This is a genomic window from Rhizobium sp. CRRU65, from assembly GCF_048551595.1.
GTDB classification, from domain to species: Bacteria; Pseudomonadota; Alphaproteobacteria; order Rhizobiales; family Rhizobiaceae; genus Rhizobium; species Rhizobium leguminosarum_J.
On sequence record NZ_JBLYZH010000018.1, the window covers coordinates 20416 to 46499 of the forward strand.

Sequence of the window (26084 nt, forward strand, 5' to 3'; positions counted from 1 at the left end):
AAGTCCTCCCTCTGGTTAACACGCTACTTGCGTGGTTTTCTTCCGGCTTCGAGCAGCACGGCAAGAACGATGATCGCGCCCTTCACCACCTGTTGTGAGAATGGTGAAACGCCTGCGAGATTGAGAATGTTTGCGATGATGGCCAGCACCATGGCGCCGCCGATCGTGCCGAGAACGGTGCCTTCGCCGCCGAACAGCGACGTGCCGCCGATCACTGCGATCGTGATCGCTTCCAGTTCGAGGCCGAGGCCGGAATTCGGGTCGCCGACGGAAAGACGGGACAGGAATATCAGACCGGAAAGTGCCGCCAGCACACCACAAATGATGTAGACGCTGAAGATGACGAGCGGCACGTTGATGCCGGAGAGCCTCGCCGCCTCCTCATTGCTGCCGACCGCATAGATGGCCCGGCCGAACTGCGTGAAGCTGAGCACGACGGCGGCTATGATGCAGACTGCCGCAAAGACGTAGATCGGTGTCGGCACGCCCAGCATGTAACCGCCGCCGAGCACGAAGAAACTGTCGGCGAGCTTTCCCGGATTAACGGTCCCGCCGTCGGCGATCATCAGCGCGAAGCCGCGCACCATGACCATGCAGCCGAGCGTCATGATGAAGGCCGGAATGCGGAAATAGGAAATGCCGAGGCCGTTGACGCAGCCGACGAGGGCGCCGATGGAGAGACAGATCAGCACCATCAGCGGGATGGGCACCCCCTGCTCCATCAGCACCGCGCCGGTGACGCCGACCAGTGCGACGATCGACCCCACCGAAAGATCGATCCCCTTGGTGAGGATCACGAATGTCATGCCGATGCCGAGGATCCCGTAGAGCGCAACTTGCCTCAGGACATTCAGGATGTTGATGGGGTTGAGAAAATGAGGAGAGATCAGCGAGGCGGCGATGATCAGTACGATCAGTGCACCGGCAAGACCCGTTCCGCGCGGAAGATATTTCATGGTAGTCCCCTCATTAATGTAGTGCCGCGAAGTGCATGACGTCTTCTTCAGTCGCGGTGCGCGCGTCGAGTTCAGCCGTCACCTCGCCCTCTCTCAGGACATAGAGCCGGTCGCACAAACCAAGGATTTCAGGCAGTTCGGAAGAAGCGATGACGATTGCCAGCCCGCGGGCCTCCGCCAGTTCGACCAGCAGGTCGTAGATCTCGCGCTTGGCCCCGACGTCGACGCCACGTGTGGGCTCGTCGGCCAGCAGGATCTCGCATCCGGCGCTGACCAGCCTCGCCAGCACGCATTTCTGCTGATTGCCGCCCGAAAGGTTCTGCGTCGCTGCTGCGGCATTCGGCGTCCTGATCCGCAGCCGTTCGATCAGACCATTCACGATTTTGCGCTCGCGGCGCAGAGAAAGAAGCCCGAAACGGACGATCTGCGCCAGGCTCGCCGACATGATGTTGAAGCCGACGCTCTGTATCAGGAAGAGGCCCTCCGTCTTGCGGTCTTCCGGCACGAGACCGAGCCCCTTGCTGATGCCGGCGCGCGGCGAAGCGATGCTGGCCATCGCGCCGTTGATCCTGACTTCGCCGGCACCACGCGGATCCGCGCCGTAGATGGCGCGCAAAAGCTCGGTGCGGCCGGCGCCCGCCAGCCCGAAAAGACCGACGATCTCGCCTTTTCGAACATGGATGCTGACATTTTTGAGCAGCGCTGGCGTCGAAATGCCCTGAGCGGACAGGGCTTCCTCGCCGATCCGGGGCGTGCGGGTGGGGAAGACGTCGCCCACTTCTCGGCCCACCATGCTGCGAATGAGGTCGTCCGTCGTCAGACCATTGGAAGGTCCGTTGTGGATGACTGTGCCGTCGCGCAAAACGGTGACCGTGTCGCTCAGTTCGAAAACCTCGCGCAGGCGATGCGAAATATAAACGAAGGCAACGCCGCTCTCACGAGCCAGTTGCCGGACAACGCGAAACAGCTGATCGATTTCTGCCTGCGCCAACACCGCCGACGGCTCGTCGAGAACGATGATCTTGGCATTGCGCGCCAGGGCCTTGGCGATCTCCACCATCTGCCGCTTGGCAACGGAGAGCGTCCCGATCCGAGCGGTCGGATCGACATCGAAACCGAGCCGGTCAATAACCTCGATGGTCCGGCGCTTTGCCTCGCCCCAGTCGATCAGGGCGCCCTTGCATGGCAGCCGCCCCATCAGAACGTTTTCGGCAACGGTCAGGTGCGGCGCCTGGGCCAGTTCCTGATAGATAACCGCGACGCCGCGCGCGATCATCCCGGCTGGGGTCGGATCGAGCACCGCTTCGCCAAAAAGCTCGATGCGCCCCTCGTCGGCCGAATAGGCGCCGGAAAGGATCTTCATCAGCGTCGATTTTCCGGCCCCGTTCTCACCCACCAGCGCCCTGATTTCTCCGGGCTGCAGAGAAAACGACACGCCTTTCAGGGCCCGCACGCCCGGAAAGGATTTGGTGATCCCAGCAAGAGCCAATGCCGACGTCATTTCAATGCCCTCCGCAGCCGCAGGAGCGGCGAATTACCAGTTTTGCCGGCAGGCGAACCTGCCGCACGTCTTCCGTGCTCGATTTGATCCGCCTGGACAGCATTTCCGCAGCCTGCATGCCGATCATCTCGCTCGGCTGCGCCATGACGGTCAGCCGCGGCTCGAAGCAGTCGGCCCAATCGAAATCGTCAAAGCCGATCAGCGCCAGATCCTCGGAGATGCGCAACCCAAGATCCCGCACAGCGCGCATGACGCCGATCGTGGCCAGATTGTTGCCCGAGGCGATCGCCGTCGGCCGGTCCGCCCGGCTTAAGATCTCAAGCGCCGATTGGCGGGCATCCGCGCTGTTGGCATTGCCTTCGCTCATCAGGCTGCGATCGATTTCCAACCCGTGTTTGCGCATGGCGCCGACATATCCACGCACGCGTTCGATCGTGGAAAGCAGCCCGGGCTCGCCGGCGATGAGGCCGATGCGGCGGTGGCCGTGGCCCACCAGGTGGTCGATCAGCGTCTCCATCGCCGCCTCGTTGTCCAGGCAAACCCCGTCGGCATCGGCAACCGTCAGACGGTCGACAAGCACGAAGGGCATGCGAGACGATTTGAGATAGTCGATGGCGCGGTTTTCCGGATCACCGGACGGAGCCAGAATCACCCCATCCACCCGCCGCTGGACGAGTTCGCGGACCAGCCGCAGCTCGGTCTCCGGATCGTTCTGCGTGTCGCACAGAAAGACGAGCTGGCCGATGGCCGCGCAGGCTCGTTCGATAGAAGACACGATATCGTTGAAATAGTAGTTGGTGCTGATCGAGATCGCGATACCCACGGCGTCCGTCGAGGATCGCACCAGTGACCGGGCCACGGCGTTCGGCACGAACCCGAGGCTTTCGATCGCATTCTTGACGAGCGCCGCCGTCGCTTCGTTCACATGCCGGGTGCCGTTGACGACGTGCGACACGGTCGAGACCGAGACGCCCGCGGCGCGTGCAACGTCAGTGATTGTCGCCATGATTGCAGACCTCCCCCATCACGCCTGACGCGCAGCTTCAGACCGCCGCCGCGTCACCTCCAGAACAAAAAGTCGGAAATATTGCCGCCCGCGAACAAGCCTCCCAGCTCGGCGGTCACCCGGTCTATTTCATCCTCCAATGAAATGCTGGAAATCGATATATGGCCATCGAAACGTTTGCGCAAGCGTTTTCGTTAGCTATTATGGCGATACGGGAGTCCGTTGGGAGGAGCGAACATGGCACTGAAAAACATTCCGGGAATTCTTTGCCCGGATCTTTTGTGGATACTGAGCGCGATGGGCCACGGGGATGAACTCGCCATCGTCGACAAGAATTTTTCGGCGTGCCGCGTGTCGAAGAAGACCGTGACCGGCAAACTCGTGTCGATGAACTCGGCGAGCGCCACGGACGCCATAGCGGCGATCCTGGCAGTCATGCCGCTCGACCACTTCGTCGAACAGCCGCTCATGCATATGGAGGATCCGGATCAGGCCGGCACGATGCTACCGGTTCATGCGGATGTGGAATTGCTCTGCTCGACGGTCGAAATGCGCAGCATCAAGAGCAGGTCGATCGAGCGCTTCGCCTATTATCCGTTGGCTGAATCCTGCTTTGCGGTGGTTCACACAGGTGAAACGCGGGCCTATGGCAACTTCATCCTGAAGAAGGGTGTGGTTTAGCGATGGTCTGAGACGTCTCCAGGTCGCAGGAACGCTTGAAGGCGTCATCGGCTCCGATCGAGCACGCGCCACATTTATCGTCCGCGCTTGCCCATCACCGCGGTGCCCAGGCGCTGGATTGCCTGGCGCAGCTTGTCGTTCTCGATGCCCTCCATCATGCCTTCGAGCTTGCGGGCGGCTTCGCCCTTCAGCGGCGGCGGGGTGCGGGAGCGGCGGATGGCTTGTGAGACCGGCTTCTGGACGATGCGGATCTGGTGGACGGCGGCAAAGCCGAAGAAGCTGTTGATGCGCTGGATGAGTTCGCCCTGCGCATGGGTGAGGAACAACGCGCGCGCGCCTTCGCAGGCAATCGTCAGCACGCCGGGGCGGAAGCCGCCGGTCTCATCGCCGCCGCGGGCCCAGGCGATCTTTTCCGGCCGGGTGCAATCGGCGAAATCCTCGCCGGCGATTTCGCTCCACGAACCGAGCAGAGCCGTGTTGATACCGGCGCGCCTCGCGAGCACGGGATCGATCAGCCCGTTGGCCAGTTCGGAGATCTGCTTTGCACCTTTGCGTGGATAACTCATCGAAACCCTTCAGCGACGCCGCCAATTCGCATGCCAATTCGCACAGGCGACTTGATCGCGCGGCATTGCTTCGCCAAGTATAGGCACTTCCCCCCATCGCGGCAAATCATGACGATCACCACACTCGACACGCCCTCAGCAAAGCCCCTGCTCGACTGGTACGATCGCCACCACCGCGACCTGCCCTGGCGCGTTTCGCCCGGCATGGCGGCCCGCGGCGTCAAGGCCGATCCCTATCGCGTCTGGCTGTCCGAGGTGATGCTGCAGCAGACGACGGTGCAGGCGGTCAAACCCTATTTCGAGCGATTTCTCCAGCGCTGGCCCGAGGTAACCGATCTTGCCGCAGCCGAAAACGACGCGGTGATGGCCGCCTGGGCGGGGCTCGGCTATTACGCCCGGGCCCGCAACCTGAAGAAATGCGCCGAAGCGGTGGCGAACGAGCATGGCGGCGTCTTTCCCGATACCGAAGAGGGCCTTAAATCCCTGCCCGGCATCGGCGACTATACGGCCGCCGCCGTCGCAGCCATCGCCTTCAACCGGCAGGCGGCTGTCATGGACGGCAATGTCGAGCGGGTGATCTCCAGGCTCTATGCGATCGCCACGCCGCTACCGGCCGCAAAGCCCGCGATGAGAGAGAAGGTGGCGCTGTTGACGCCTGCCGATCGGCCCGGCGATTTCGCCCAGGCGATGATGGATCTGGGTGCCACGATCTGCACGCCGAAGCGACCGGCCTGTTCGCTCTGTCCGTTCCGGGGTGCCTGCGAGGCGCTCAAACTTTCCGATCCCGAGCTCTTTCCGGTCAAGGCGGCAAAGAAGGAGAAGCCGGTCAGATATGGCGCAGCCTTCATCGCGGTAACAGGTGATGGCGAGATCCTGTTGCGGCGGCGCATCGACAGCGGCCTGCTCGGCGGCATGACCGAGGTGCCGACGACGGCGTGGACGGCGCGCATCGACGGCGAGACCTCGGCTGCCGCCGCGCCCTTCGATGCGGCATGGCAGGCCTCTGGCACCGTCATCCATGTCTTCACCCATTTCGAGCTCAGGCTTTCGATCTGGCGTGCGGCAATCGCTGCCAAGGTCGGCACGAATGACGGATGGTGGGAGCCGGTTACAAATCTTGAAGCCCAGGCCTTACCAACAATCATGAAAAAAGCGATCGCAGCGGCTATTCCTCTCGCGTTTAAAACATCCAAGGGATGACCATGACCACCGACATAAGACATATCGTTTTCGATATCGGCAAAGTCCTTATTCATTACGATCCGCATCTTCCCTTCAGCCGGCTCATTCCCGATGAGACCGAGCGCAACTGGTTCTTCACCAATATCTGCACCCATGACTGGAACATCGAGCAGGACCGCGGCCGCACCTGGGCGGAGGCCGAAGCGCTGCTGATAAAACAGCACCCGGCGCGCGAAGAGCATATCCGCGCCTTCCGCAAATATTGGCACGAGATGGTGCCGCACGCCTATGATGACAGCGTCGCGATCATGGAAGGGCTGATCGCCGAAGGGCGTGACGTGACGATGCTGACAAACTTCGCCTCCGACACCTTCCGCGAGGCGCAGGCGCGCTTCCCCTTTCTGACCAAACCACGTGGCGTCACCGTTTCCGGCGATGTCGGCCTGATCAAGCCGGATATCGCGATCTACGAGACGCATACGAAAAGCTTCGGCCTCGATCCGGCAGCGACGATCTTCATCGACGACGCACCTGTTAATGTCGAAGGCGCCAAGGCCTATGGCTGGAATGCGGTGCTGTTTTCGGGGCCTGAGAAGCTGCGTAGCGATCTTGCCGCTTATGGATTGAAGGTCTGAGACCCATGGCATTCGACCCCGCGGAAGAAATCGAACGTTTTCACGCCGCCATCAACGCCCTCGATTTTCCCGCCATCGAGGCCTATTTCGCCGAGGACGCGACCTATGTCTCGAACGGCGTCGGCGATCTCACCGGCCGCGCCGAGATCATGGCTGCGTTCCGGCGCTACTTCGACGACTATCCCGATCAGACGGCGGAAAATTCGCTGGTGGAAACGTTGACGCCGCTCTCCGGCCGATCGGTCTGGTCGGTACGCGCCACCCACAGCAAGACGGGCAAGCCGCTGATCCGCGAGGGCGAGGAGACGATCACCTTCAACGCGGAAGGCCGCGTCACACGGGTCGAGGTCACCGATTACCAGGAGTTCTGATCAGAAGTTCTGACTGGAGCAATTCCAGCAAAAGTTTTGCGTCCGGAATTGCGCAAAAACAAAAAGAGGACGCCCGGGTTTGACCCCGGGCGCCTTGGTCTTCTTCCGCAACTGGAGGGAAATCGGAAGAAGGTGGTTTCGATCCGTAGAGGCGTTGCTCACTACGCCTTTGCCAGATCACTGCGGATGACGGACCTGAGATCGTCGATCGGGCGCAGGGACTGCCCGTCTTCGAAATGCCAGAAGGTCCATCCGTTGCATGCATCGAGGCCCTGCACCTTGGCGCCGAGACGATGAATGGAGCCGGCCTCGCCGCCGGATGCTACCGTGCCGTCGGCGCGGACAATCGCGCTATAGCGGCGCCTGGCGTCGGTCAGCACCTGACCGGGCTTGATCAGGCCGCTTTCAACAAGCACGTTGAAGGCGACGCGGACTTCGGCCTTCTTGCCGGTCATGACCGTCAGTTCCGCCTTGCCGAGCGGCTCGACGGCGGCGATGCGGGCCGAGGCCGCATCGATATAATCCTGTTCGCGCTCGATGCCGACGAAATGACGGCCGAGACGTTTGGCGACGGCGCCCGTCGTTCCCGAGCCGAAGAACGGATCGAGCACGATATCGCCGGGCTTGGTCGAGGCCATGATGACGCGGGCGAGCAGCGCTTCCGGCTTCTGCGTCGGATGCGCCTTCTTGCCGTCCTCGCCCTTCAGCCGCTCGCTGCCGTTGCAGATCGGGAACAGCCAGTCCGAGCGCATCTGCACGTCGTCATTGGCCGCCTTCAGCGCATCGTAATTGAAGGTATAGCCCTTGGCCTTGGCGCTGGGGCTTGCCCAGATCATCGTCTCATGGGCGTTCTGGAAGCGGCGGCCCTTGAAATTCGGCATCGGGTTGGTCTTGCGCCAGATGATGTCGTTGAGGATCCAGAAATTCAGATCCTGCAGCGTGGCGCCGACACGGAAGATATTGTGGTAGGAGCCGATCACCCAGATCGAGCCGGTCGGCTTCAATACCCGCCGGCAGGCCAGCAGCCAGGCACGGGTGAAGGCGTCATAGGCCTCGAAGGAGGCGAACTGATCCCATTCGTCGTCGACCGCATCGACCAGCGACTGATCGGGACGATGCAGCGTTCCGCCGAGCTGGAGATTATACGGCGGATCGGCAAAGATGATATCGACGGAGTGGCTGGGCAAAGCTTCAAGGGCACTGACGCAATCGCCCTTGATGATCGTGTCAACCCAAGAGCCCGGCCGGGAATCCGACTTGACGGAAGCCTTGAGGTCGGCAAGCGGAAAAACTGATGCCATTCTGATACTCACTCATACGCTCTACGCTTAACTGTCCGTTATGGTTACGCAACTTAGTTACCAAAGCCTGAAGCGGTGGCCGATTTCGGGAATTTATTCGGCCGGCCGATGAGTGAGCGGCAGACTTTGCCGACGTCGGCCGGCTGCCGAGCGGCGTCAAGAATGCCGCCGCCGGCGATCAGGCGGCGTCGTGAACCCTGCGGCTGTCGGCCGGCGCCTCGTCGCGTTCGAACATGCCGTAATCGCGGACGACACTGGCAATCCGCAGGCGATAGTCGGCAAAGATGCCGCCGCGTCCGGCCTGCTGGGCAGCCCTATGAGACTCGAGATTGCGCCATTCCTTCACCGCCGCCTCGTCGCGGAAGAAGGAAAGCGACAGTAGCTTGCCGCGGTTCGTCAGGCTCTCGAAACGCTCGATCGAAATGAAGCCGTCGATCGTTTCAAGCTCGGCGCGCAGCTCGCCGGCAAGATCCAGATATTTGTGGCGTTCGCCCATATAGGGCACGACTTCGAAGATGACGGCGATCATGGCAGCACCAGCTTTGCGTGAGGGGCGGAGACATTTTTGAGGAAGATGCGATCCTCCTTCAGGATGAAGCCTTCGCGTCTGGCAAATTCGTAATTCTCACGGCCGAGCGGGTCGGCCGCCAGCCTGGCGCGATAGGCTTCGTAGGCGGCGAGGCTTTCGATATTGTAGACGCCGTAGGCGGTCGTTGCCGATCCCTCATGCGGGCCGTAATAGCCGATCAGGTCGGCGCCGTTCTTCGGAATTGCCTGGCCCCAGTTGCGGGCATAGTCGGCAAACGCCTCCTTCTTGAAGGGGTCGATCTGATAACGGATGAAGCAGGTGATCATATCGTTTCTCCTTTGGCTGCCCACCCGTTTTCGCACATTGCCTGACGGCGATGCTTCGGTTACGATCGAACTATGAAGGAAGGTCCTGACATTGCGCAGATCGGCGCGCTCATCGGCGATCCCGCCCGCGCCAACATGCTGGCGGCACTCACCGGCGGCCGGGCGCTGACGGCGACCGAGCTTGCCGGCGTCGGCGGCATCACCGTGCAGACGGCGAGCACGCATCTTGCCAAGCTCGAGGCCGGCGGGCTGCTAACCCAGCGCAAGCAGGGCCGCCACCGTTATTTCACGCTCGCCGACGAGGCCGTCGCCCGGCTGATCGAAAGCATGATGGGTTTTGCCGCCGGGCGCGGCCATCTGCGCCACCAGCCGGGACCGAAGGAGCCGGCGCTGCGCAAGGCGCGCATCTGCTACGATCACCTTGCCGGCGATTACGGCGTGCGCATGCTGGACAGCCTGATTGCCTCCGGCTCGATCGACGCGGTCGGAGACGGCCTGGCGCTGACGGAAAAGGGCGAAAGCGATCTCAAACGCATCGGCATTAATATCGGCGACCTCAGATCGTCGCGCCGGCCGCTCTGCCGCTCCTGTCTCGACTGGAGCGAAAGACGCGCGCATCTGGCCGGCAGCCTCGGCAAGGCGCTGCTGTCAAGCTTCCTCGACAAAGGCTGGGCGCGGCGCACGGCCGAAAGCCGCTCGATCCTATTTTCGCCGGAGGGCGACCGGCAGTTCCTCATGCTTTTCCCGGTCGATCCGTAGGTTATTGCGGAGCTGCAAGAGGTTCCGAGGCACGCTCCAGCGCCCTCACGCACCTGCCCTCTTTTCATCTTCCTGCCGCACATGCGCCCGCAGCGCCGCGAGCGTGAGCGCCAGCGCTGCGTGATTGCTCTCGGCTTCTCCCAGCACGCTTTCGCTCTCCTTGATCTCGCGCAGCTGCGCACCGTAGAGCGACTCGTCCGGTGTCTGGCGGCCGCGGGCGAGGTGCCAAACCGCATCCGGCCGGACTTCCCGGCACAGGTCGATGGCGTGATTGACGTCGTGTGTGAAGGGCCGCGCCATCAGGAAGCCGTGCTCCGACTTGATACTGCTCGGCAGGTAGTCGTTAGGACCGTCGAAATCGTTGGGCTCGGCCGGCCGGAGTTGCTTCAACAAGAAGGCACAGGTGATGAAGGCGTCGATCCGGCTGTCGGGCATGTCAGTCTTTTCCAGGGTTTCGATGATGTCCTCGATCGTCATGCAGTCTTCCTCTTCATCCATTCTCTAGACATGCCGCTTGTTCTCCTCCCAAGAGCGGCGGTGACGTCCTCCTCGATCGCCATCTAGTGCATGAGAATGCCAAAGGTAGTCCTGGGGCTGCGGTTAGTCTGGCATGAGGCGGATTTGATGGACGTCGCGCCATCCACAACGAAGGCGAATCTCTGCCGTCTCGGCAACAGGCTCGCCTGCTTCCAGACCGTGTTCTCTCGGTACTCGCAAGCTAGCGGCGACTTGCCTCTAGAGCATGATGCAGAAAAGTGTGAGCGGTTTTCGGACGACATCATGCTCTACTTCTTTGATTTAGATCAGGATGATTTTAGGCCGATCGGGCCTAAAATCATCCTGATCTAGCAGCCTTTCTTCCTCATCTTCCTTTCGATCTTGGCTCTCTTGTCGGGGCCATCCCCGGCATGCTTTCCGCCGGTCAGGGCATTATCCTTCATCGCCTGCAGCTGCGCACAGCTTCGGTGCTTGCCCTTGGCGATGACGTCGGTGGATGTGAAGGCAAACAGCAGCACTACGGCTGCCGCCGGTCGGACGAAAGCTGAAAGCCTCATGGTCCCTCTCCCATTGTACGTGCATCGTACGCCCCAGACCGGTAAGCAGCAATGAGCCTCGACGAGGCCGCGGCACTCGCGCAGGTCCGTCATCCTATCGGTAGCGGGCATCCGCCCGACCCACAAAGAGCTCAACCTTTCATCGAAAGTGAAATATCCGCTACAACCTGTTGTTTTCGCGCCGTTAAGCCATATGGTGCTAAGAAAATAATTAAGCATGTTCGGCTACTCTCACGTTCTAAATTAACGAGAGAGCCCTGTCATGGCGTCGATCCAGCATAAGATCATCATTGCGAGCATCGCGATTTTCGCATTGGCGGGCGGCGCTACGGGCGTCGGCATCTGGTCCGCCTCGACCCTCTCCGAAAACAACGCCGACGTTGCCCGGTCGGCGCAAATTCTGCGCAACCACATGCAGGCCGACATGATGCATGATGCAATGCGCGCGGATGTGCTGGCGTCGATGCTTGCCTCCAACCCGGCAGCAGGCATAGACCCTGCCGCGGTGAAGGCGGATCTGGTGGAGCACGACGCGTCGTTCCGTGAGATGATTGGCGCCAATAAGGCTCTTGCCGCCGACGAAAAGACCAAGGCGCTGCTTGCCAGCATCGAACGTCCCCTTCTGACCTATATCGAAAGCGCCACGAAGATTGTCGATCTGGCGAGCCAGGATCCCTCGGCGGCATTGAAGGCCTTGCCGGAATTCATGGCGCAGTTCTCGACGCTGGAAACGGCCATGGAACAGACCGGGGACCAGATCACGGCGGCGTCGGACGATATTTCCAAGCATAGCGCCGACATAAAAGCTTCGGTCGATATTGTTCTGAAAGCACTTCTGGCTGCGGCCGCGCTGTTTGCGCTCGGGCTCTATTTCCTGACCCGCAAGACCGTCACCAAGCCGATCCTTTCGCTTTCCAACGACATGCAAAAGCTTGCCGACGGTGACATAGCAATTGCCTGCACCGGGATCGGCCGCACCGATGAAATCGGAACGATGGCATCGGCCGTCGAAATCTTCCGCCAGGCGGCGATTGCCAATAAGCAGCTTGAGCAAGACGCCGAGGCAGCCCGATTGCAGGGCGAAGCCGAGCGGATCACGGCGCGCAAGCAGGCCGACGAAGATGCAGCCGAACGGCTGCGGGCGGCGACATCAGGCCTCGCCGCAGGCTTGAAGAGGCTTGCATCCGGCGATCTTGCCTTCCAGATCGATGAGCCGTTCGCGCCTGATTTCGAGAACCTCCGGCATGATTTCAACATGTCGATCCGGCAGCTCGATCAGACGCTCAGCGCGATTGCGACCGCCATTGCCGCGATCGACGAAGGCACCAGGGAAATCGCATCCGGGGCCGGCGATCTGTCAAAACGAACCGAACAGCAGGCAGCCTCTCTTGAGGAAACCGCCGCAGCGCTCGATCAGATCACCGCCAATGTCTCGAACTCGAGCAAGCGGACCGACGAGGCACGCACGGAAGCGACCGATGCAAACCGCAATGCCGCCAAATCTTCGGAAGTCGTGTCGCATGCCGAAGAAGCCATGCGCCGCATCGAGGCTTCGTCCCAGCAGATTTCCAGCATTATCGGCGTGATCGACGAGATCGCCTTCCAGACCAATCTGCTGGCGCTGAACGCCGGCGTCGAAGCGGCACGCGCCGGCGACGCGGGCAAGGGTTTTGCGGTGGTCGCCCAGGAAGTGCGCGAACTCGCCCAGAGATCGGCTCAGGCGGCAAAGGAAATCAAAGGCCACATCCAGAAATCCTCGGTGGAAGTGGAAAGCGGCGTCAAACTGGTTCTCGACACCAGCCAGGTTCTGAAGGCGATCAGCGAGCAGATTGCCCGCATCAACCAGCACATGGATGCAATCGCCGTATCGGCCAGAGAGCAGTCGACCGGCCTTGCCGAAGTCAACACCGCCGTCAATTCCATGGACCAGGTGACCCAGCAGAACGCGGCGATGGTGGAGCAATCCACCGCGGCATCCGGCCAGCTTGCTCAGGAAGCTGCCACGCTGCGTGAACTGGTTTCCCGGTTCAGGCTTCGGGCGACGGCTTCGACGCAATCTGCAGTCGGACGCCGGGGTGGGCAGCTGGCGGCCTGACGGCTGCTATCTGCTCGCCATTGTTCATTCCGGCGACGTCGGGGACCTCAGATCATCGCGGCTGCCGCTCCTGCCTCGACTGTAACAAAAGGCGGGCTCATCTTGCCGGCAGTCTCGGCGAGGCCCTGCTGTCAAGTTTCTTCGACAACGGCTGTGCGCGCCGGGCGGCGGAAAGTCGCTCCATCCTCTTCTCAGCGGAAGACGACCGGCAGTCACTGCACTCTTCAGCCGATCTGGCAGCAGAGCCTATCCAAGAGGGCGGGTGAGCACCCGATATCAATAGGTTCGTTTGTAGATCAAAAATGGCAAAAGATTCAAACCGTCATTAGAAATACAAATCAAATAATAAATGGTTGCGTTGACTCTAATATGCTACCTGTTGTTTAATGACGACGTCATTAACGGAGGAATGCAAGATGTCCGTCACGTTAAACTCTCCAATCTCATGGAAAAATCTATCGACTGATGACAGCACTATGCTTAACAATCTTCAGCCGAACATCATCAAGGCGCATGTTCGCGAGTTTTTGACTCTGTTTTTTCTGCGGTTTGACGATAAGGAGGCTGCGAAAAGCTTCCTTCGGGCGATTTCCACGACGCTGATGAAATCGGCAAAGCAACATTTAATGGAAATTGAAGCATTCAAAGCCAAACCTTCGACGCCGGGAACGCCGTACATTGGGCTTGGCCTTACTGACGCGGGCTATCAAGCCCTCCAAATCGCCCAAAGACCGAGCGATCCGATATTCCGCGCGGGTATGCAAAAATCCGATTTGAATGACCCCGATGTCAGCAGGTGGGATTCTTATTTTCGCAATCCCATCCATGCGGTCGTTTTGGTGGGAGATATGCTCAATGACACCAAGGTCACTGCTCATGATCAGGTGGTAAACTTGATCCAAACCTCGCAAGGAGTAACAATCGTAGGGACGCAAGATGGCCTGGGCCTTCACAATGACAATGAAGAAGGTATCGAACACTTTGGCTATGTCGATGGGCGCAGCCAGCCGCTGTTTCTGCTGGAAGACATCGACGCGGAAGAAAACGCGACAGATGGGATTGCGAACTGGGATCCGGCTTTCCCATTAGAACAGGTTATTGTTCCTGATCCCGCAGCGCCCGATCCGGCCGTTCACTTCGGAAGTTACTTCGTATACCGGAAGCTGGAACAAAACGTCCGCCGCTTCAAAAGGCAGGAGCAGAAACTTGCAGATCGCTTATTCGGATCTGATGACGAAAGGGCCGGCGCCATGGTCGTCGGGCGCTTTGAGGACGGAACGCCGGTCACGATGCAGTCAGAAGACGGAGTTGAGTCACCCGTCCCGAACAACTTCAACTACTTCAGCGACAAGAGCGGCGCGAAGTGTCCCTTTTCAGGGCATATCCGGAAAACCAATCCGCGAGGGTCGGGCGGGTTCGAAAACAGTGCTGGCGAGCGCAAGCACCTCATGGCCCGACGCGGCCAGACCTATGGCGTGCGAACAGATAATCCGAACGATGGCAAGATCGCCAACAAGCCGAGTAAATACGTCGGTCTGTTGTTCATGGCGTTCAACAGTGACATAGGCAATCAGTTCGAATTCACGCAGAAAAATTGGGCCAACAATCCCGGTTTCCCAGCCGTTCCAACTGGCTTTCCACCGCCTGGGGTCGATCCGGTCATCGGTCAAACAAAACAAGATGCTGCGCGACCAGATATGGAAGGAGCTGCCATCTGGGGTGATCCCAGCTCCCTCAAAACCGTTGCAACAGTTCCTCAAGCGGTGAAGATGAAGGGAGGCGAATATTTCTTTATGCCGTCCCTCGCGTTTCTGAGCTCGCTTTAAACTTGCCATGACGTCGGCGGGCAATCCTGCCGACGTCATTCCATCGTCATCTCCAGGCGCTCTCATTTTATAGCGCCGCGCACGATGCGCCCGGCGAGCATTCGGCTGATGCGGCTTCGATTGTGCCTCCGGTTCCCTCCCCATGCGCCTTCGGTGGCGAGCGAGTTCCTGCTTGTCTAGGCCGGAATGACTGCGGCCAACGCCGCCGATCCGACTGCGACGACGGAGCCCGTCGCATGCCGCATCGCTGCCATGCTTGAGATCAGGTTGAGCTTTGGCCGGGCATCGTGTAAAGCCGCAGCATTCCCGGACAAGACCCCGACTTCCAGCCCAGACTTTCAGCAAGGCGTGAACATATGGACGGCTTCGACCTCATCATCTTCGACTGCGACGGCGTTCTCGTCGATTCGGAAATCATCGCGGCGGAAGTCGAATCCGTGCTTTTGACAGAGGCCGGATATCCGATCGGCGTCGAAGAAATGGGCGAGCGCTTCGCCGGCATGACATGGCGCAACATCCTGCTGCAGATCGAGCGTGAGGCGAGCATCCCGTTTTCGGCCTCGCTGCTCGATAAATCGGAGCATATGCTCGACCTCAGGTTGGCAGAGGACGTCCAGGCCATTCCGGGCGTCGAATTCGCCCTCTCCAGGCTGCCGATCAAGCGCTGCATCTGCTCCAATTCGAGCACCAAGCGGCTCGACATGATGCTGACCAAGGTGGGCCTGAAGCCGCTGTTTGCCCCGAACATTTTCTCCGCCAAGGATCTCGGCCCGGACCGCGCCAAGCCGAAGCCCGACATCTTCCTGCATGGCGCAAGCCAGATGGGTGTTTCGCCGGACAAGGTTATTGTGGTCGAGGACTCCGTCCACGGCGTGCATGCGGCACGCGCCGCCGGCATGCGCGTCATCGGCTTCACCGGCGCCTCGCACAGCTATCCCGCCCATGCCGACAAATTGACGGATGCCGGCGCCGAAACGGCAATCTCGCGCATGAACGACCTGCCAGGCGTCGTCGCCGCACTGGCGGCCTGGGACAACGTTCTCTGAGGCGCCTCAGGCCTTAAGCCCGACACCGCGGAGCTGTGGACTGACACCACGCCTTGACTCTGCCGAGCCCATAGAATGGCCGAGATCAAGCCGGAATGCTGTGTCAGGCGAGTACGCCCTCTCCTTCCTCATCCCTGTGCTCGTCACAGGGATCCAGTGCGCCCAAGTCCTTGGGCGCGAGAGAAAGGCTTCGTCGATGAGAGTCATTCACAGCGCAGACGCGCCGTGGCTGGATTCCTGTGACGAGCACAGGAATGAGGGAGGTCGTGCATCCGTATCTCGGAAGCAGCCGCTGGAATTGCTTAGCTGCTCTTCTTGGTCTTTGCCGGCAGGGTGTCGAAGCCGATATTGACGCGCACCAGGGCGCCGGAGCCGACCGGCATCTTGATGCCGTCCTTGCGGAAGATCACCTGCGTGCCCGGAGCACCCGCCGGGATCTCGGTCGGGAACTTGGTGACTTCGGAATAGAGCACCGTCTCGCCGTCGACGACGGAGATGCGGATCGGCAGCGTCAGCGGGCCTGGCGTGCCGGCCGGGCCGGTGATCAGGCGCAGCTGGGCGACGATGGTCATCGTCAGGTTCGAGTCGTTCAGCGTGCACTGGCGAGTGTAATCGCCGAAGGAGGCCTGGTAGACGATCTGCTGCGGATCGTCCTTCTTGCCCTTGGCATAGGTGCGGAAGATCGCGTCCTGGTCACGCATGAAGATCTGTGGGCAGGCGCCCTGGACGACGGGGGCGACCGTGCCCTGCGCCGTCGTGGCGGTGCCGATCGAAGGATTGTTCGAGGACGGGTTGGCGGGCGCCAGCGGCATGATCTGGGCGGTGCCGTTCGGCTGCGTCGGCGGCGCCGACGACTTGCTGTCGCCGCCTATGCCGAGCGAGTTGCAACCAGTAAGCAGGGCAAGAAAAGATGCGGAGACGATGAGACGCGAGACCTTGCCGAGCACCATATTCCATCCCTTGTACAAGCGTTTCTTGGAGGCCCCATGTCTTTTCAGCAGGGCCTTTCATGACGGTTTGCGATGGTCTATATCAGCGGCGCAAACAAAAATCGATTGGGTAAGCGCCGTTTTGATGCACTTTTCGACGCCGGATGCGGGCAACTTCAAAAGCATACGAGCAAAGCCCTGCCCGCAAGGCGGCGCCTTTTCGATTTCCGGCCCGATTTCCAGCCCAGATTTCCGGCAGAGCGGCCATGGCGGCGCCCGGCCGGATTTCCTCCAGCGATAGATCAAGGATGACGAACGTGGATTATATCTCGACCCGCGGCGAGGCCCCTTCCCTCGGCTTTTGCGACGCCCTTTTGACCGGGCTGGCGCGCGATGGCGGGCTCTATGTTCCGCGCAAATGGCCGAGCTTTTCCAAGAAGGAGATCCGGGCGCTCAGGGGCAAGACCTATCAGGAGATCGCCTTCACCATCCTGTCGCCCTTCACCAATGGCGAGATCCCCGACGACACGTTCCGGGCGATGATCGACGAGGCCTACGGCACCTTCCGCCACCCGGCGATCGCGCCGCTCGTCCAGACCGGGCCGAACAGCTTCGTCATGGAGCTTTTCCACGGCACGACGCTCGCCTTCAAGGACGTGGCGATGCAGTTGCTCGCCCGGCTGATGGACTATGCGCTGGAAAAACGCGGCGAGCGGGCGACGATCGTCGGCGCTACCTCGGGCGACACCGGCGGGGCTGCGATCGACGCCTTTGCCGGCCGCGAGCGCACCGATATCTTCATCCTCTTCCCGCACGGCAAAGTCTCGCCCGTGCAGCAGCGGCAGATGACGACCTCGTCGTCACCGAACGTGCATGCGCTTGCCGTCGAGGGCAATTTCGACGATTGCCAGAACCTCGTGAAAGCAATGTTCAACGACGTGGCCTTCCGCGACAGGGTCCGGCTATCAGGCGTCAACTCGATCAACTGGGCGCGCATCATGGCCCAGATCGTCTATTATTTCACGGCATCGGTCGCGCTCGGCGGGCCGGACCGGAAGATCTCGTTCACGGTGCCGACCGGCAATTTCGGCGATATCTTCGCCGGCTACTGCGCCAAGCGCATGGGCCTGCCGATCGACCGGCTGGTGATCGCCACCAACGAGAACGACATCCTGGCGCGGGCGCTGAAGACCGGCCGCTACGACATGAAGGCGGTCAAGGCGACGAGTTCGCCGTCGATGGACATCCAGATCTCGTCGAACTTCGAACGGCTGCTCTTCGAAGCCTATGACCGCGACGCCTCGAAGGTGCGCGCGGCGATGGAAAGCCTCAAGCAATCCAACGGCTTCGAGATCGGCAGCCAAGCGCTGAAGGCGATCCGCCGTGACTTCCGCGCCGGGCGTGCCAGCGAGAAGCAGGTGGCCGAAACGATTCGCAAGACCCATGCCGAGACCGGCTATCTGCTGGATCCGCATTCGGCGATCGGCGTCTTCGTCGCTGCCAAGAAAGAAAAGCCGAATACGCCGATGGTGACGCTTTCGACCGCGCATCCGGCGAAATTCCCCGCCGCTGTAAAATCCGCCTGCGGTATTGACCCGGCGCTTCCGACGTGGCTTGCTGATCTGATGCACAGGGAGGAGCGTTTCCAGATCATCAAACCGGAGCTGAAAGCCGTTGAGACTTTTATCGGCAAGCATGCCCGCGGCGAGACGACAGCAGGCGCAGAAAGATAGCCAATGACAGTTGAGTGCACCCGGCTAAAATCCGGGCTGACAGTAGTCACAGAGACCATGCCGCATCTTGAAAGCGTTGCGCTCGGAGTCTGGATCAAATCGGGATCGCGTAACGAGACGGACAACGAGCACGGCATCGCTCACCTGCTCGAACACATGGCCTTCAAGGGCACGGCGCGCCGCACGGCCCGCCAGATTGCCGAGGAGATCGAGGATGTCGGCGGCGAAGTCAATGCCGCGACCTCGACCGAGACGACCTCCTATTATGCCCGCGTGCTCAAGGACTACGTGCCGCTCGCCGTCGATATCCTCGCCGACATCCTGACGGAATCGGCCTTCGAGGAAGAGGAGCTGGAGCGCGAGAAGCAGGTGATCCTGCAGGAGATCAACGCCGCCAACGACACGCCCGACGACGTGGTGTTCGACCGGTTCTCCGAGGTCGCCTATCGCGACCAGACGCTTGGCCGGGCGATCCTCGGCACGCCGGAGACCGTCGTCTCCTTCACGCCGCAGCAGATCCGTGGCTATCTCAGCCGCAACTACACGACCGACCGGATGTTCGTGGTCGCCACCGGCGCCGTCGAGCATGAAGAATTCCTGCGCATGGTCGAGGATCGTTTCGCCAACCTGCCGACGGCCCCTTCGGCGCCGCCCGTCATGGAACCGGCGCGTTATATCGGCGGCAGCGTGCGCGAACCGCGCGACCTGATGGACGCGCAGATCCTGCTCGGTTTCGAAGGCAAGCCCTACCACGCCCGCGATTTCTACTGCTCGCAGATCCTCGCCAATATCCTTGGCGGCGGCATGTCCTCCAGGCTCTTCCAGGAGGTGCGCGAGTTCCGCGGCCTCTGTTATTCGGTCTATGCCTTCCACTGGGGTTTTTCCGACACCGGCATCTTCGGCATTCATGCCGCAACCGGCGGCGAAAACCTGCCGGAGCTGGTGCCCGTCATCATCGATGAGCTGCACAAGTCAGCCGATGCGATCCACCAGAAGGAAATCGAGCGCGCCCGCGCCCAGATCCGCGCCCAGCTGCTGATGGGTGCGGAAAGCCCGGCTGCCCGGGCCGGCCAGATCGCCAGGCAGATGATGCTCTACGGCCGGCCGATCTCCAATCCGGAGATGATGGAGCGGCTGGAAGGCATCACCGTCGAGCGGCTGACCGACCTTGCCGGCCGGCTGTTTTATGACACGGTGCCGACGCTTTCGGCGATCGGGCCATTGGACCAGCTCGCACCGATGGAAGATATCACCGCCTCGCTTTCGGTCCCGGCGTCGAAGACGCTGCAGGCAAGCCGCTGAGCCGACGTTCGTCCTGCCGGGAGTGATCGATGCCAAAATCGGTTTTTCGGTTCCTGCAGCGGCAGCCGGAAGCGGTGGAGCTGGAGAACGACAGGTATTTCCTGCGCCTGCCGCGCTACCAGGATTTCAACCAGTGGCACCGGCTGCGCGCCGAAAGCCGCAAGTTCCTCGAACCCTGGGAGCCGACCTGGCGGCGCGACGAGTTGACGGAGGGCGCCTACCGCGCCCGTGTCGTCCGCGGCAAGCAGGAATACGCCTCGGGCCAGGCGGTGCCGCTGTTCATTTTCCTGAAAGGTGACATGACGCTCGTCGGCGGCGTCACCATCGGCTACATCAGAAGGGGTGCGGCACAAAGCTGCATGATCGGCTACTGGATGGGCGAACGCCACGCCGGCCAGGGGCATATGTTCGCCGCCCTTCAATTGGTTATTCCTTACATCTTCGCCGGGCTTGAGTTGCACCGTATCGAAGCAGCCTGTATTCCAGATAACGCGCGCAGCATCCGTCTGCTTGAAAAAGCCGGGTTTCAACAGGAAGGCTATCTGCGCGGATATTTGAAGATCAACGGTCAGTGGCATGACCATGTGATGTTTTCACGTCTCGCCACTGATACGGATAAAGGCAGGATAACCGACAGCCGATGACAAGAGACCGCATGCTGCCCAAGTCACCGTCCGGACGAGTGATCGCGGTGATCGCAGCCCTTTTCCTGGCGGCCTTCGCCTTCGTGGCGGGTGTTGCCCAGGCGGCCGAACCGGTAAAAATTTCCCGTGACGATACCGCGCTCGACCTGACGGCAACGACGGAGATCTACGCCAACCAGGGCGAAGCCTTCCAGGTTTCGACGGCGGCCGGCGCCGACGGCATCCGCCGCCGCATCGAGGTCAGGGCAAGCTCGGAGAACCATCAGGGCGACTGGGCGGTATTTGCGCTTGCCAATGTCTCGGAAGAACAGCTCGAGCGCGTCATCGTCGCGCCGCATTTCCGTCTGGTCAATTCCAAGCTGTTCTGGCCGGATCTCGGCTCGCAGCGCATCAGCGCGATTACGCCGAGCGAAGGCTTCGCGCTCGACCGGCAGCCGAGCGACGAGGCCGACGTCTTCCGCATCACGCTGAACCCCGGCGCCGTCATCACCTTCGTCGCCGAACTGTCGACGCCGGAACTGCCGCAGATCTATCTCTGGGAACCGAACGCCTACAAGGACACGATCAACGCCTTCACGCTCTATCGCGGCATCGTGCTCGGCATTGCCGGCCTGCTTGCCGTGTTCCTGACCATCCTCTTCGTCGTCAAGGGCACCTCGATGCTGCCGGCGACGGCAGCACTTGCCTGGGCGGTGCTCGGCTATATCTGCGTCGATTTCGGTTTTCTCGGCAAGCTGATCAGCGTCGCCTCGGCCGACCAGCGAATATGGCGCGCCTGCGCCGAGGTGGCGCTGGCGTCGAGTTTCGTCATCTTCCTCTTCACCTATCTCAACCTCAACCGCTGGCATGCGCATCTGGGTTACGCCACGCTTGCCTGGGTGCTCGGCCTTGCCCTGCTCTTCGGCGTGGCGATCTACGATCCGTCGATTGCCGCCGGCATTGCCAGGCTTTCCTTCGCGCTGACGGCGACGATGGGGTTGCTGCTGATCATCTATCTCGGCTTCAACCGCTACGACCGCGCCATCCTTTTGGTGCCGGCCTGGGCGCTGATCCTCGTCTGGCTGTTCGGGGCGTGGCTGACGGTCACCGGACGGCTCGACAACGACATCATCCAGCCAGCACTCGGCGGCGGCCTGGTGCTGATAGTGCTGTTGATCGGCTTCACTGTCATGCAGCATGCTTTTGCCGGCGGCGCCTTCCAGCAGGGGCTGTTTTCCGATCTCGAGCGGCAATCGCTGGCGCTGACCGGCTCCGGCGACATGGTCTGGGATTGGGACGTGGCGCGCGACCGCGTCGTCACCATTCCCGACGTCTCGATCAAGCTCGGCCTGTCGCCCGGCGCCATGCATGGCGCGGCGCGCAACTGGCTGCCGCGGCTGCACCCCGACGACCGCGACCGCTTCCGCGCTACGCTCGACGTGCTGCTCGAACACCGCCGCGGGCGGCTGAACCACGAATTCCGCATTCGCGCCGAGGACGGGCATTTCCACTGGCTGCTGATCCGCGCCCGGCCGGTGCTCGGCTCGAACGGCGAAATCATCCGCTGCGTCGGCACGATCGTCGACGTGACCGAACAGAAGAATTCCGTCGAGCGGCTGCTGCACGATGCGCTGCACGACAATCTGACCGGCCTGCCGAACCGGCAGGTCTTCCTCGACCGGTTGCAGTCGGTGTTGGCACTGGCGCCGGGCGGCGACACGCTGCGGCCGACGGTGATGGTGATCGATATCGACCGCTACAAGCTGGTCAATGATTCGCTCGGCGTTGCCGCCGGCGACAACATCCTCATCGCGCTGACGCGGCGGCTACGCCGCCTCTTGAAACCGCAGGACACGCTGGCGCGGCTTGCCGGCGACCAGTTCGGCCTGATCCTGGTTTCCGAGCACAATCCGGCCAAGGTCGCCGATTTTGCCGATGCGATCAGCAAGGCGATAATGGTACCGATCAACTTCGCCAATCGCGAGATCATCCTGACCGCCTCGGTCGGGCTTGCCTCCTGGGTCGACCGGCAGGAGAGCGCCACCGGCCTGCTCAGCGACGCCGAGCTTGCGATGTACCGGGCAAAACGAGCCGGCGGCAACCGTGTCGAGCCGTTCCAGCCGGCCTTCCGCGACTTCGGCACCGACCGGCTGCAGCTCGAAACGGATCTGCGCCGCGCCATCGAGCGCAAAGAATTGTCGATGGTCTACCAGCCGATCGCAAGGCTGGAAGATGTCGAGGTCGCCGGTTTCGAGGCGCTGATGCGCTGGGAACATCCCAAACGCGGCAATATCCCGCCGTCCGAATTCATCCCGATCGCCGAGGCCTCCGATCTTATCGGCCCGCTCGGCATGTTCGCACTGGAACAGGCGACCAACGATCTGATGAGCTGGCAGCACCAGACCGGCGAATTGCCGATCTTCGTCTCGATCAATCTGTCGAGCGTGCAGTTGCTCAATAACGAGCTCTATGACGACGTGCGTTCGGTTCTCGCCAAGACGCATTGCCAGCCCTCGCGCCTCAAGCTCGAACTGACGGAATCCATGGTGATGGAAAATCCGGAACAGGCCCGGCTGGTGCTGCAGAAGCTGAAGGAAGCCGGCATCGGACTGGCGCTCGACGATTTCGGCACTGGCTATTCGTCGCTCGCCTATCTCACCCGCTTCCCCTTCGACACGATCAAGCTCGACAAGACTTTGGTGCGCGACAGCAGCGACAAGAAGGCGATCGTGCTCCGGTCGGTGATATCAATGGCGCGCGAACTCGACATGAAGGTGGTGGCGGAGGGGATCGAATCCAACGAGGATGCGATCGAGCTTGCCAAGATGGGCTGCAACTACGGCCAGAGCTACCTTTTCGGCCCGCCAATCCCTTCGGAATCGGTGCTGCGGCTGCTGCGCGACCGCTTTCCGCTGACGAAACGGGCCTGAGCGGAGCGGCCGGCCTCATCGGTCGTCAGGTGAGTTGAGCGAGGATATCGTCGACGACACTTGGGACAGTACCCGTCGTGTCGATATTGATGCCGATGGGAAGATATTCCCGGGTATGATGATAGCGGAGCACCAGCGCCCGCTCGGCCGGCTCAAAGCCCGGCTCATTCGGCCGCCCATCTAATCGTCCGTTCAACGTCTCAACGTCGATGTCGAGCACGAAAACCTTATCGAAAAGGTCCAGGAATTTGTGGAAATTGCGCGAGCCGCCACAGAAGAAGGTGGCAGGATAGGTGGTGTCGGCAGCAATAGCCCGGACCTTGTCGACAGGCCAGATCCAGTGCGCGTATCCCCAAACGATGCGGTCCGCGCCTTTGGGCGGTCCTGCGAGTGCCTGGCCCGTCTCGGGGTCGCCGACATAGGCCAAGACCCGGTCACCATGGACGACATGGTAGCCCCGCCGCTCCAGTTCGGTAGCGACTGACGTTTTTCCAGTGCCGGAACCGCCTTCGATCAGATAGTTCTTGATTCCCATAGGCGCCGCTTATCATGGACTTCGATCTGGTGAAAAGACACTCTACCTGGCGGTGACCACCTAGAGTTCATAGTCGCGCCACAACTGGCCATTTCCGCAAGTTCTATGTGCGTCACGCCCGACTCGCCCGAACGCTCAGCCACTGATCATGGGGCTTTCCGACGCACCGACGTACCTCGCTGACGATCCAGCCGGCGTCTGTGAGTGCGGACCGCAGGGCAGACTCGCGCCAGTACGTCTCGACGTAGCGCCGGGGCGCTGCAGCACTGCCGTGTGTGGACACATCCTGGCTTTCGCCCTCTCTTACCGAGGCGTGCAATCGGCCACCGGTCCGGGTCGCCTCGGCAAGCCGTCCAAGCACCGTGCCGAAATCCTCGCGCGCGACATGAATCAGGCAGGCACAGGCCCAGATCCCGTCGTACGGCGTGCCGGGACGCTGCGGGTCGGCCAAGTCATCGGTCAGCGGGTCCAGCAGGTCGGCTTCGAAGCCACTTTCGCGAAGCAGTTCGACGAAACCGTTTGCAATGTCGGTGCGCCGGACGCTCATTCCCCGCTTCTCAAGCTCAAGTGCATCTCGCCCGCCACCGCTTCCGATCTCCAGCACCCTGCCCGAGCCGCCCAGCTCGGTCACGAACGCATCGATCTCTGTCGCGACCCATTCGGGCATCGCCGCGGCCTCGGCAGCGTACTCCGCCGCGACCGTATCATAGGACCGCACAGTCTCCCTGTCGGTGCTCATCCTCACGCGCCTCCTTTTAGACAACAGGTCGATGAGCGAGAGGCCCATCAGCCCGTTGCGCCTTTCACCCGCTTCGGCAGTTGGTGACATCGCGGGCAATTTGCTTCCGAGCTTTAGCAGAAATGCGGTCAGAGACACCACCGACCGAGCCAATGCTGCCGGGCGGCAATGCGCCCTCATCATGGTCATCGAGCCACCCGTCGCTGTGCTGCAAAGCGGACATGACGGAGTGACAACGCGGGTCGCAGTTGCGCCAAGCCCCCATTCCGCCCCATGCGGGTGATTAGATCACGAATTCCTCCTCGTACGTCTGTGGCTCGGGAACGACCGTAACCTCCACCGGAACGATCCAATTGGCCGCGTAGCTCTCGCAGTCGGAACGCTGGAGCTCGGGCTGCACGCACCCCGCCCCATCGATCGCGCGACATCGCAGTATATATCGCCCCACTTCTTCAGGGGTCCACATGTACTCCCACAAGCGCCATGCAAAGGGACGTTCTGTTTCGAGGAGCCTTCCCTCGCGCCAGCCCCTGCCATCTCCGGTGCAGACTTGCACCTGCCGGATAGCAGCCTCTCCGCTCCAGGCGGCTCCGAAAATCCGATACGGTTGGCCGGCGATGAGACGCGCCCCCTGCACGGGACGCGCGATCTGCGCTTTGACCTCCATCTCCGCGAGGGGGACCAGCCTGGGTTCCCCGAGGCTGCGCTCCCAACGAAAATAGTCGCGCGCCTGCCAGTAGCCAAGGAAGGGTTGTTCCACAACCGTGATATGCGTGATCCACTTGACCCAAGCCATGCCAAACCAGCCACCCACGACCGCGCGCAGCGGGTAGCCGTGATCGCGCGTCAACGGCTCCTCGTTCATCGAATAGGCAAGGATCGTGCTGTCAGCGATGGCCTTCTCAAGCGGTAAACTGCGCGCAAAAGCGATGGGGCCGGGAGAAGCCGTTTTCTTGTTCGCGTCGACGACGCCGCTGTCTGCGCCTACGAGCAGAACCTCACATGCGGTTCGCTTAACGCCCGCCATTTCCAAAATCTCGCGCAGAAGAACACCTGTCCACGCGGCATTGCCGACGGCTCCGTTCTGCCACTGCAACCCCTCCTTCGGCGGCTCATAGTAGACGCGGCCGTTCCCTGCACACTCGACGACGGCGGTGAAAGTCGTGCTCCGCATCGCCTTGATGCTGCCGAGGTCAAGTTCGATCGGCCGCTCCACCGCCCCGTCAATGCGCAATCTCCAGTCTCGCGCATCGAGGTCCGGCGACGCGAAATGGTTTCGCACGAAGAACAGCTCGGTTGGGATCAGCCAATCGGAGAGCGACGCAAACGGAAACTCGATGTTCTGTGGGGATTTCTGTCGAACTATTAGACTGGGTTGCTCTGGTGTCGGCATAGTCCTCGTCTCCCCTTCCAAGAGCACAACGTCGGCTCTCGGTCGCGCGAATTCCGGTTCGATCA

The 26084-nt window shown here is 61.3% G+C and carries 26 protein-coding genes and 1 pseudogene; 14 read left to right on the forward strand and 13 right to left on the reverse strand.

Going from position 1 to position 26084, the window contains the following annotated elements:
- Positions 1 to 23: 23 nt before the first annotated feature.
- The 3 genes from ACM5SV_RS29200 to ACM5SV_RS29210 are packed head-to-tail and all read right to left on the reverse strand — an operon-like array spanning position 24 to position 3463.
- The gene (locus tag ACM5SV_RS29200) at positions 24 to 956 is read right to left on the reverse strand and encodes an ABC transporter permease (RefSeq protein WP_012756382.1); all 933 of its coding nucleotides are present in this window, start codon (positions 954 to 956) and stop codon (positions 24 to 26) included.
- A gap of 13 nt (positions 957 to 969) precedes the next feature.
- The gene (locus ACM5SV_RS29205) at positions 970 to 2457 is read right to left on the reverse strand and encodes a sugar ABC transporter ATP-binding protein (protein ID WP_222071799.1); all 1488 of its coding nucleotides are present in this window, start codon (positions 2455 to 2457) and stop codon (positions 970 to 972) included.
- 1 nt (position 2458) lies between these two features.
- Positions 2459 to 3463: a LacI family DNA-binding transcriptional regulator gene (locus ACM5SV_RS29210; RefSeq protein ID WP_221970880.1), complete on the reverse strand. Its 1005-nt coding sequence runs from the start codon at positions 3461 to 3463 to the stop codon at positions 2459 to 2461.
- Positions 3464 to 3700: 237 nt separating this feature from the next.
- Here ACM5SV_RS29210 and ACM5SV_RS29215 point away from each other — a divergent pair, with 237 nt between their 5' ends.
- Entirely contained in the window at positions 3701 to 4144 is a 444-nt protein-coding gene (locus tag ACM5SV_RS29215) for an RbsD/FucU family protein (RefSeq protein WP_222015548.1), read from the forward strand.
- Positions 4145 to 4218: 74 nt separating this feature from the next.
- Here the strand turns inward: ACM5SV_RS29215 and ACM5SV_RS29220 are convergent, their stop codons facing one another.
- Positions 4219 to 4710 (reverse strand): DUF721 domain-containing protein, encoded by a 492-nt coding sequence (locus ACM5SV_RS29220; protein WP_130708747.1) that lies wholly within the window; start codon positions 4708 to 4710, stop codon positions 4219 to 4221.
- Positions 4711 to 4818: 108 nt separating this feature from the next.
- On the opposite strand from ACM5SV_RS29220, the gene mutY reads away from it, so the two are divergent.
- The 3 genes from mutY to ACM5SV_RS29235 are packed head-to-tail and all read left to right on the forward strand — an operon-like array spanning position 4819 to position 6898.
- Positions 4819 to 5910, forward strand: coding sequence for an A/G-specific adenine glycosylase (mutY, locus tag ACM5SV_RS29225; protein WP_128407839.1), 1092 nt, complete (start codon positions 4819 to 4821; stop codon positions 5908 to 5910).
- A 2-nt stretch (positions 5911 to 5912) separates the two neighbouring features.
- The gene (locus tag ACM5SV_RS29230) at positions 5913 to 6527 is read left to right on the forward strand and encodes an HAD family hydrolase (protein ID WP_012756376.1); all 615 of its coding nucleotides are present in this window, start codon (positions 5913 to 5915) and stop codon (positions 6525 to 6527) included.
- Positions 6528 to 6532: 5 nt separating this feature from the next.
- Positions 6533 to 6898, forward strand: a complete 366-nt coding sequence (locus tag ACM5SV_RS29235) for a nuclear transport factor 2 family protein (protein ID WP_182211004.1) — start codon at positions 6533 to 6535, stop codon at positions 6896 to 6898.
- A gap of 161 nt (positions 6899 to 7059) precedes the next feature.
- On the opposite strand, the gene ACM5SV_RS29240 is transcribed toward ACM5SV_RS29235, so the two are convergent.
- From ACM5SV_RS29240 to ACM5SV_RS29250, 3 genes are all read right to left on the reverse strand, one after another.
- On the reverse strand, positions 7060 to 8199 hold the full coding sequence (locus ACM5SV_RS29240) for a site-specific DNA-methyltransferase (protein ID WP_012756374.1): 1140 nt from the start codon (positions 8197 to 8199) through the stop codon (positions 7060 to 7062).
- 178 nt (positions 8200 to 8377) lie between these two features.
- Positions 8378 to 8728 (reverse strand): antibiotic biosynthesis monooxygenase family protein, encoded by a 351-nt coding sequence (locus tag ACM5SV_RS29245; protein ID WP_222015549.1) that lies wholly within the window; start codon positions 8726 to 8728, stop codon positions 8378 to 8380.
- The gene (locus ACM5SV_RS29250) at positions 8725 to 9054 is read right to left on the reverse strand and encodes an NIPSNAP family protein (protein WP_018069138.1); all 330 of its coding nucleotides are present in this window, start codon (positions 9052 to 9054) and stop codon (positions 8725 to 8727) included. The genes ACM5SV_RS29245 and ACM5SV_RS29250 overlap by 4 nt, the downstream gene beginning before the upstream one ends.
- 72 nt (positions 9055 to 9126) lie before the next feature.
- On the opposite strand from ACM5SV_RS29250, the gene ACM5SV_RS29255 reads away from it, so the two are divergent.
- Positions 9127 to 9813 (forward strand): ArsR/SmtB family transcription factor, encoded by a 687-nt coding sequence (locus tag ACM5SV_RS29255; protein ID WP_166478033.1) that lies wholly within the window; start codon positions 9127 to 9129, stop codon positions 9811 to 9813.
- A 45-nt stretch (positions 9814 to 9858) separates the two neighbouring features.
- Here ACM5SV_RS29255 and ACM5SV_RS29260 read toward each other — a convergent pair whose 3' ends face one another.
- Positions 9859 to 10290, reverse strand: a complete 432-nt coding sequence (locus ACM5SV_RS29260; RefSeq protein ID WP_260690232.1) for a hypothetical protein — start codon at positions 10288 to 10290, stop codon at positions 9859 to 9861.
- 147 nt (positions 10291 to 10437) lie between these two features.
- Between ACM5SV_RS29260 and ACM5SV_RS29265 the strand changes: the two genes are divergently transcribed.
- Complete coding sequence (locus ACM5SV_RS29265) at positions 10438 to 10662, forward strand: hypothetical protein (RefSeq protein ID WP_222015675.1); 225 nt, start codon at positions 10438 to 10440, stop codon at positions 10660 to 10662.
- Here ACM5SV_RS29265 and ACM5SV_RS29270 read toward each other — a convergent pair.
- A complete protein-coding gene (locus ACM5SV_RS29270) occupies positions 10659 to 10868 on the reverse strand; it encodes a hypothetical protein (protein WP_024323048.1) in 210 nt (69 codons plus the stop codon). The genes ACM5SV_RS29265 and ACM5SV_RS29270 overlap by 4 nt on opposite strands.
- A 262-nt stretch (positions 10869 to 11130) precedes the next feature.
- On the opposite strand from ACM5SV_RS29270, the gene ACM5SV_RS29275 reads away from it, so the two are divergent.
- The 4 genes and pseudogenes from ACM5SV_RS29275 (at position 11131) to ACM5SV_RS29290 (ending at position 15835) form a co-directional block, all read left to right on the forward strand.
- Positions 11131 to 12963 (forward strand): methyl-accepting chemotaxis protein, encoded by a 1833-nt coding sequence (locus ACM5SV_RS29275; protein WP_222015551.1) that lies wholly within the window; start codon positions 11131 to 11133, stop codon positions 12961 to 12963.
- Positions 12964 to 12997: 34 nt separating this feature from the next.
- Positions 12998 to 13229 (forward strand): annotated as a pseudogene (locus ACM5SV_RS29280) (hypothetical protein); the annotation flags it as partial.
- 150 nt (positions 13230 to 13379) lie between these two features.
- On the forward strand, positions 13380 to 14789 hold the full coding sequence (locus tag ACM5SV_RS29285) for a Dyp-type peroxidase (RefSeq protein WP_222015552.1): 1410 nt from the start codon (positions 13380 to 13382) through the stop codon (positions 14787 to 14789).
- A gap of 356 nt (positions 14790 to 15145) precedes the next feature.
- The gene (locus tag ACM5SV_RS29290) at positions 15146 to 15835 is read left to right on the forward strand and encodes an HAD family hydrolase (protein ID WP_017993195.1); all 690 of its coding nucleotides are present in this window, start codon (positions 15146 to 15148) and stop codon (positions 15833 to 15835) included.
- 302 nt (positions 15836 to 16137) lie between these two features.
- On the opposite strand, the gene ACM5SV_RS29295 is transcribed toward ACM5SV_RS29290, so the two are convergent.
- The gene (locus ACM5SV_RS29295; RefSeq protein WP_020486924.1) at positions 16138 to 16785 is read right to left on the reverse strand and encodes a hypothetical protein; all 648 of its coding nucleotides are present in this window, start codon (positions 16783 to 16785) and stop codon (positions 16138 to 16140) included.
- A 287-nt stretch (positions 16786 to 17072) separates the two neighbouring features.
- Between ACM5SV_RS29295 and thrC the strand changes: the two genes are divergently transcribed.
- Genes thrC through ACM5SV_RS29315 form a run of 4 tightly spaced genes read left to right on the forward strand, consistent with a single transcriptional unit; the run spans position 17073 to position 23352 of the window.
- On the forward strand, positions 17073 to 18497 hold the full coding sequence (gene thrC, locus ACM5SV_RS29300; RefSeq protein WP_222015553.1) for a threonine synthase: 1425 nt from the start codon (positions 17073 to 17075) through the stop codon (positions 18495 to 18497).
- A 3-nt stretch (positions 18498 to 18500) separates the two neighbouring features.
- Positions 18501 to 19799 (forward strand): M16 family metallopeptidase, encoded by a 1299-nt coding sequence (locus ACM5SV_RS29305; protein WP_012756363.1) that lies wholly within the window; start codon positions 18501 to 18503, stop codon positions 19797 to 19799.
- A gap of 29 nt (positions 19800 to 19828) precedes the next feature.
- On the forward strand, positions 19829 to 20443 hold the full coding sequence (locus ACM5SV_RS29310; protein ID WP_012756362.1) for a GNAT family N-acetyltransferase: 615 nt from the start codon (positions 19829 to 19831) through the stop codon (positions 20441 to 20443).
- Entirely contained in the window at positions 20440 to 23352 is a 2913-nt protein-coding gene (locus ACM5SV_RS29315; RefSeq protein WP_017993188.1) for a sensor domain-containing phosphodiesterase, read from the forward strand. The genes ACM5SV_RS29310 and ACM5SV_RS29315 overlap by 4 nt, the downstream gene beginning before the upstream one ends.
- A 25-nt stretch (positions 23353 to 23377) precedes the next feature.
- Here the strand turns inward: ACM5SV_RS29315 and ACM5SV_RS29320 are convergent, their stop codons facing one another.
- The 3 genes from ACM5SV_RS29320 to ACM5SV_RS29330 all read right to left on the reverse strand — a co-directional run bounded on the left by ACM5SV_RS29320 (position 23378) and on the right by ACM5SV_RS29330 (position 26019).
- Positions 23378 to 23887: a nucleoside kinase gene (locus tag ACM5SV_RS29320; protein WP_012756360.1), complete on the reverse strand. Its 510-nt coding sequence runs from the start codon at positions 23885 to 23887 to the stop codon at positions 23378 to 23380.
- Between the two features lie 112 nt (positions 23888 to 23999).
- Positions 24000 to 24626, reverse strand: coding sequence for a class I SAM-dependent methyltransferase (locus tag ACM5SV_RS29325; RefSeq protein WP_222015671.1), 627 nt, complete (start codon positions 24624 to 24626; stop codon positions 24000 to 24002).
- 283 nt (positions 24627 to 24909) lie between these two features.
- Positions 24910 to 26019, reverse strand: a complete 1110-nt coding sequence (locus ACM5SV_RS29330) for a sulfite oxidase (RefSeq protein ID WP_260690233.1) — start codon at positions 26017 to 26019, stop codon at positions 24910 to 24912.
- Positions 26020 to 26084: the final 65 nt, after the last annotated feature.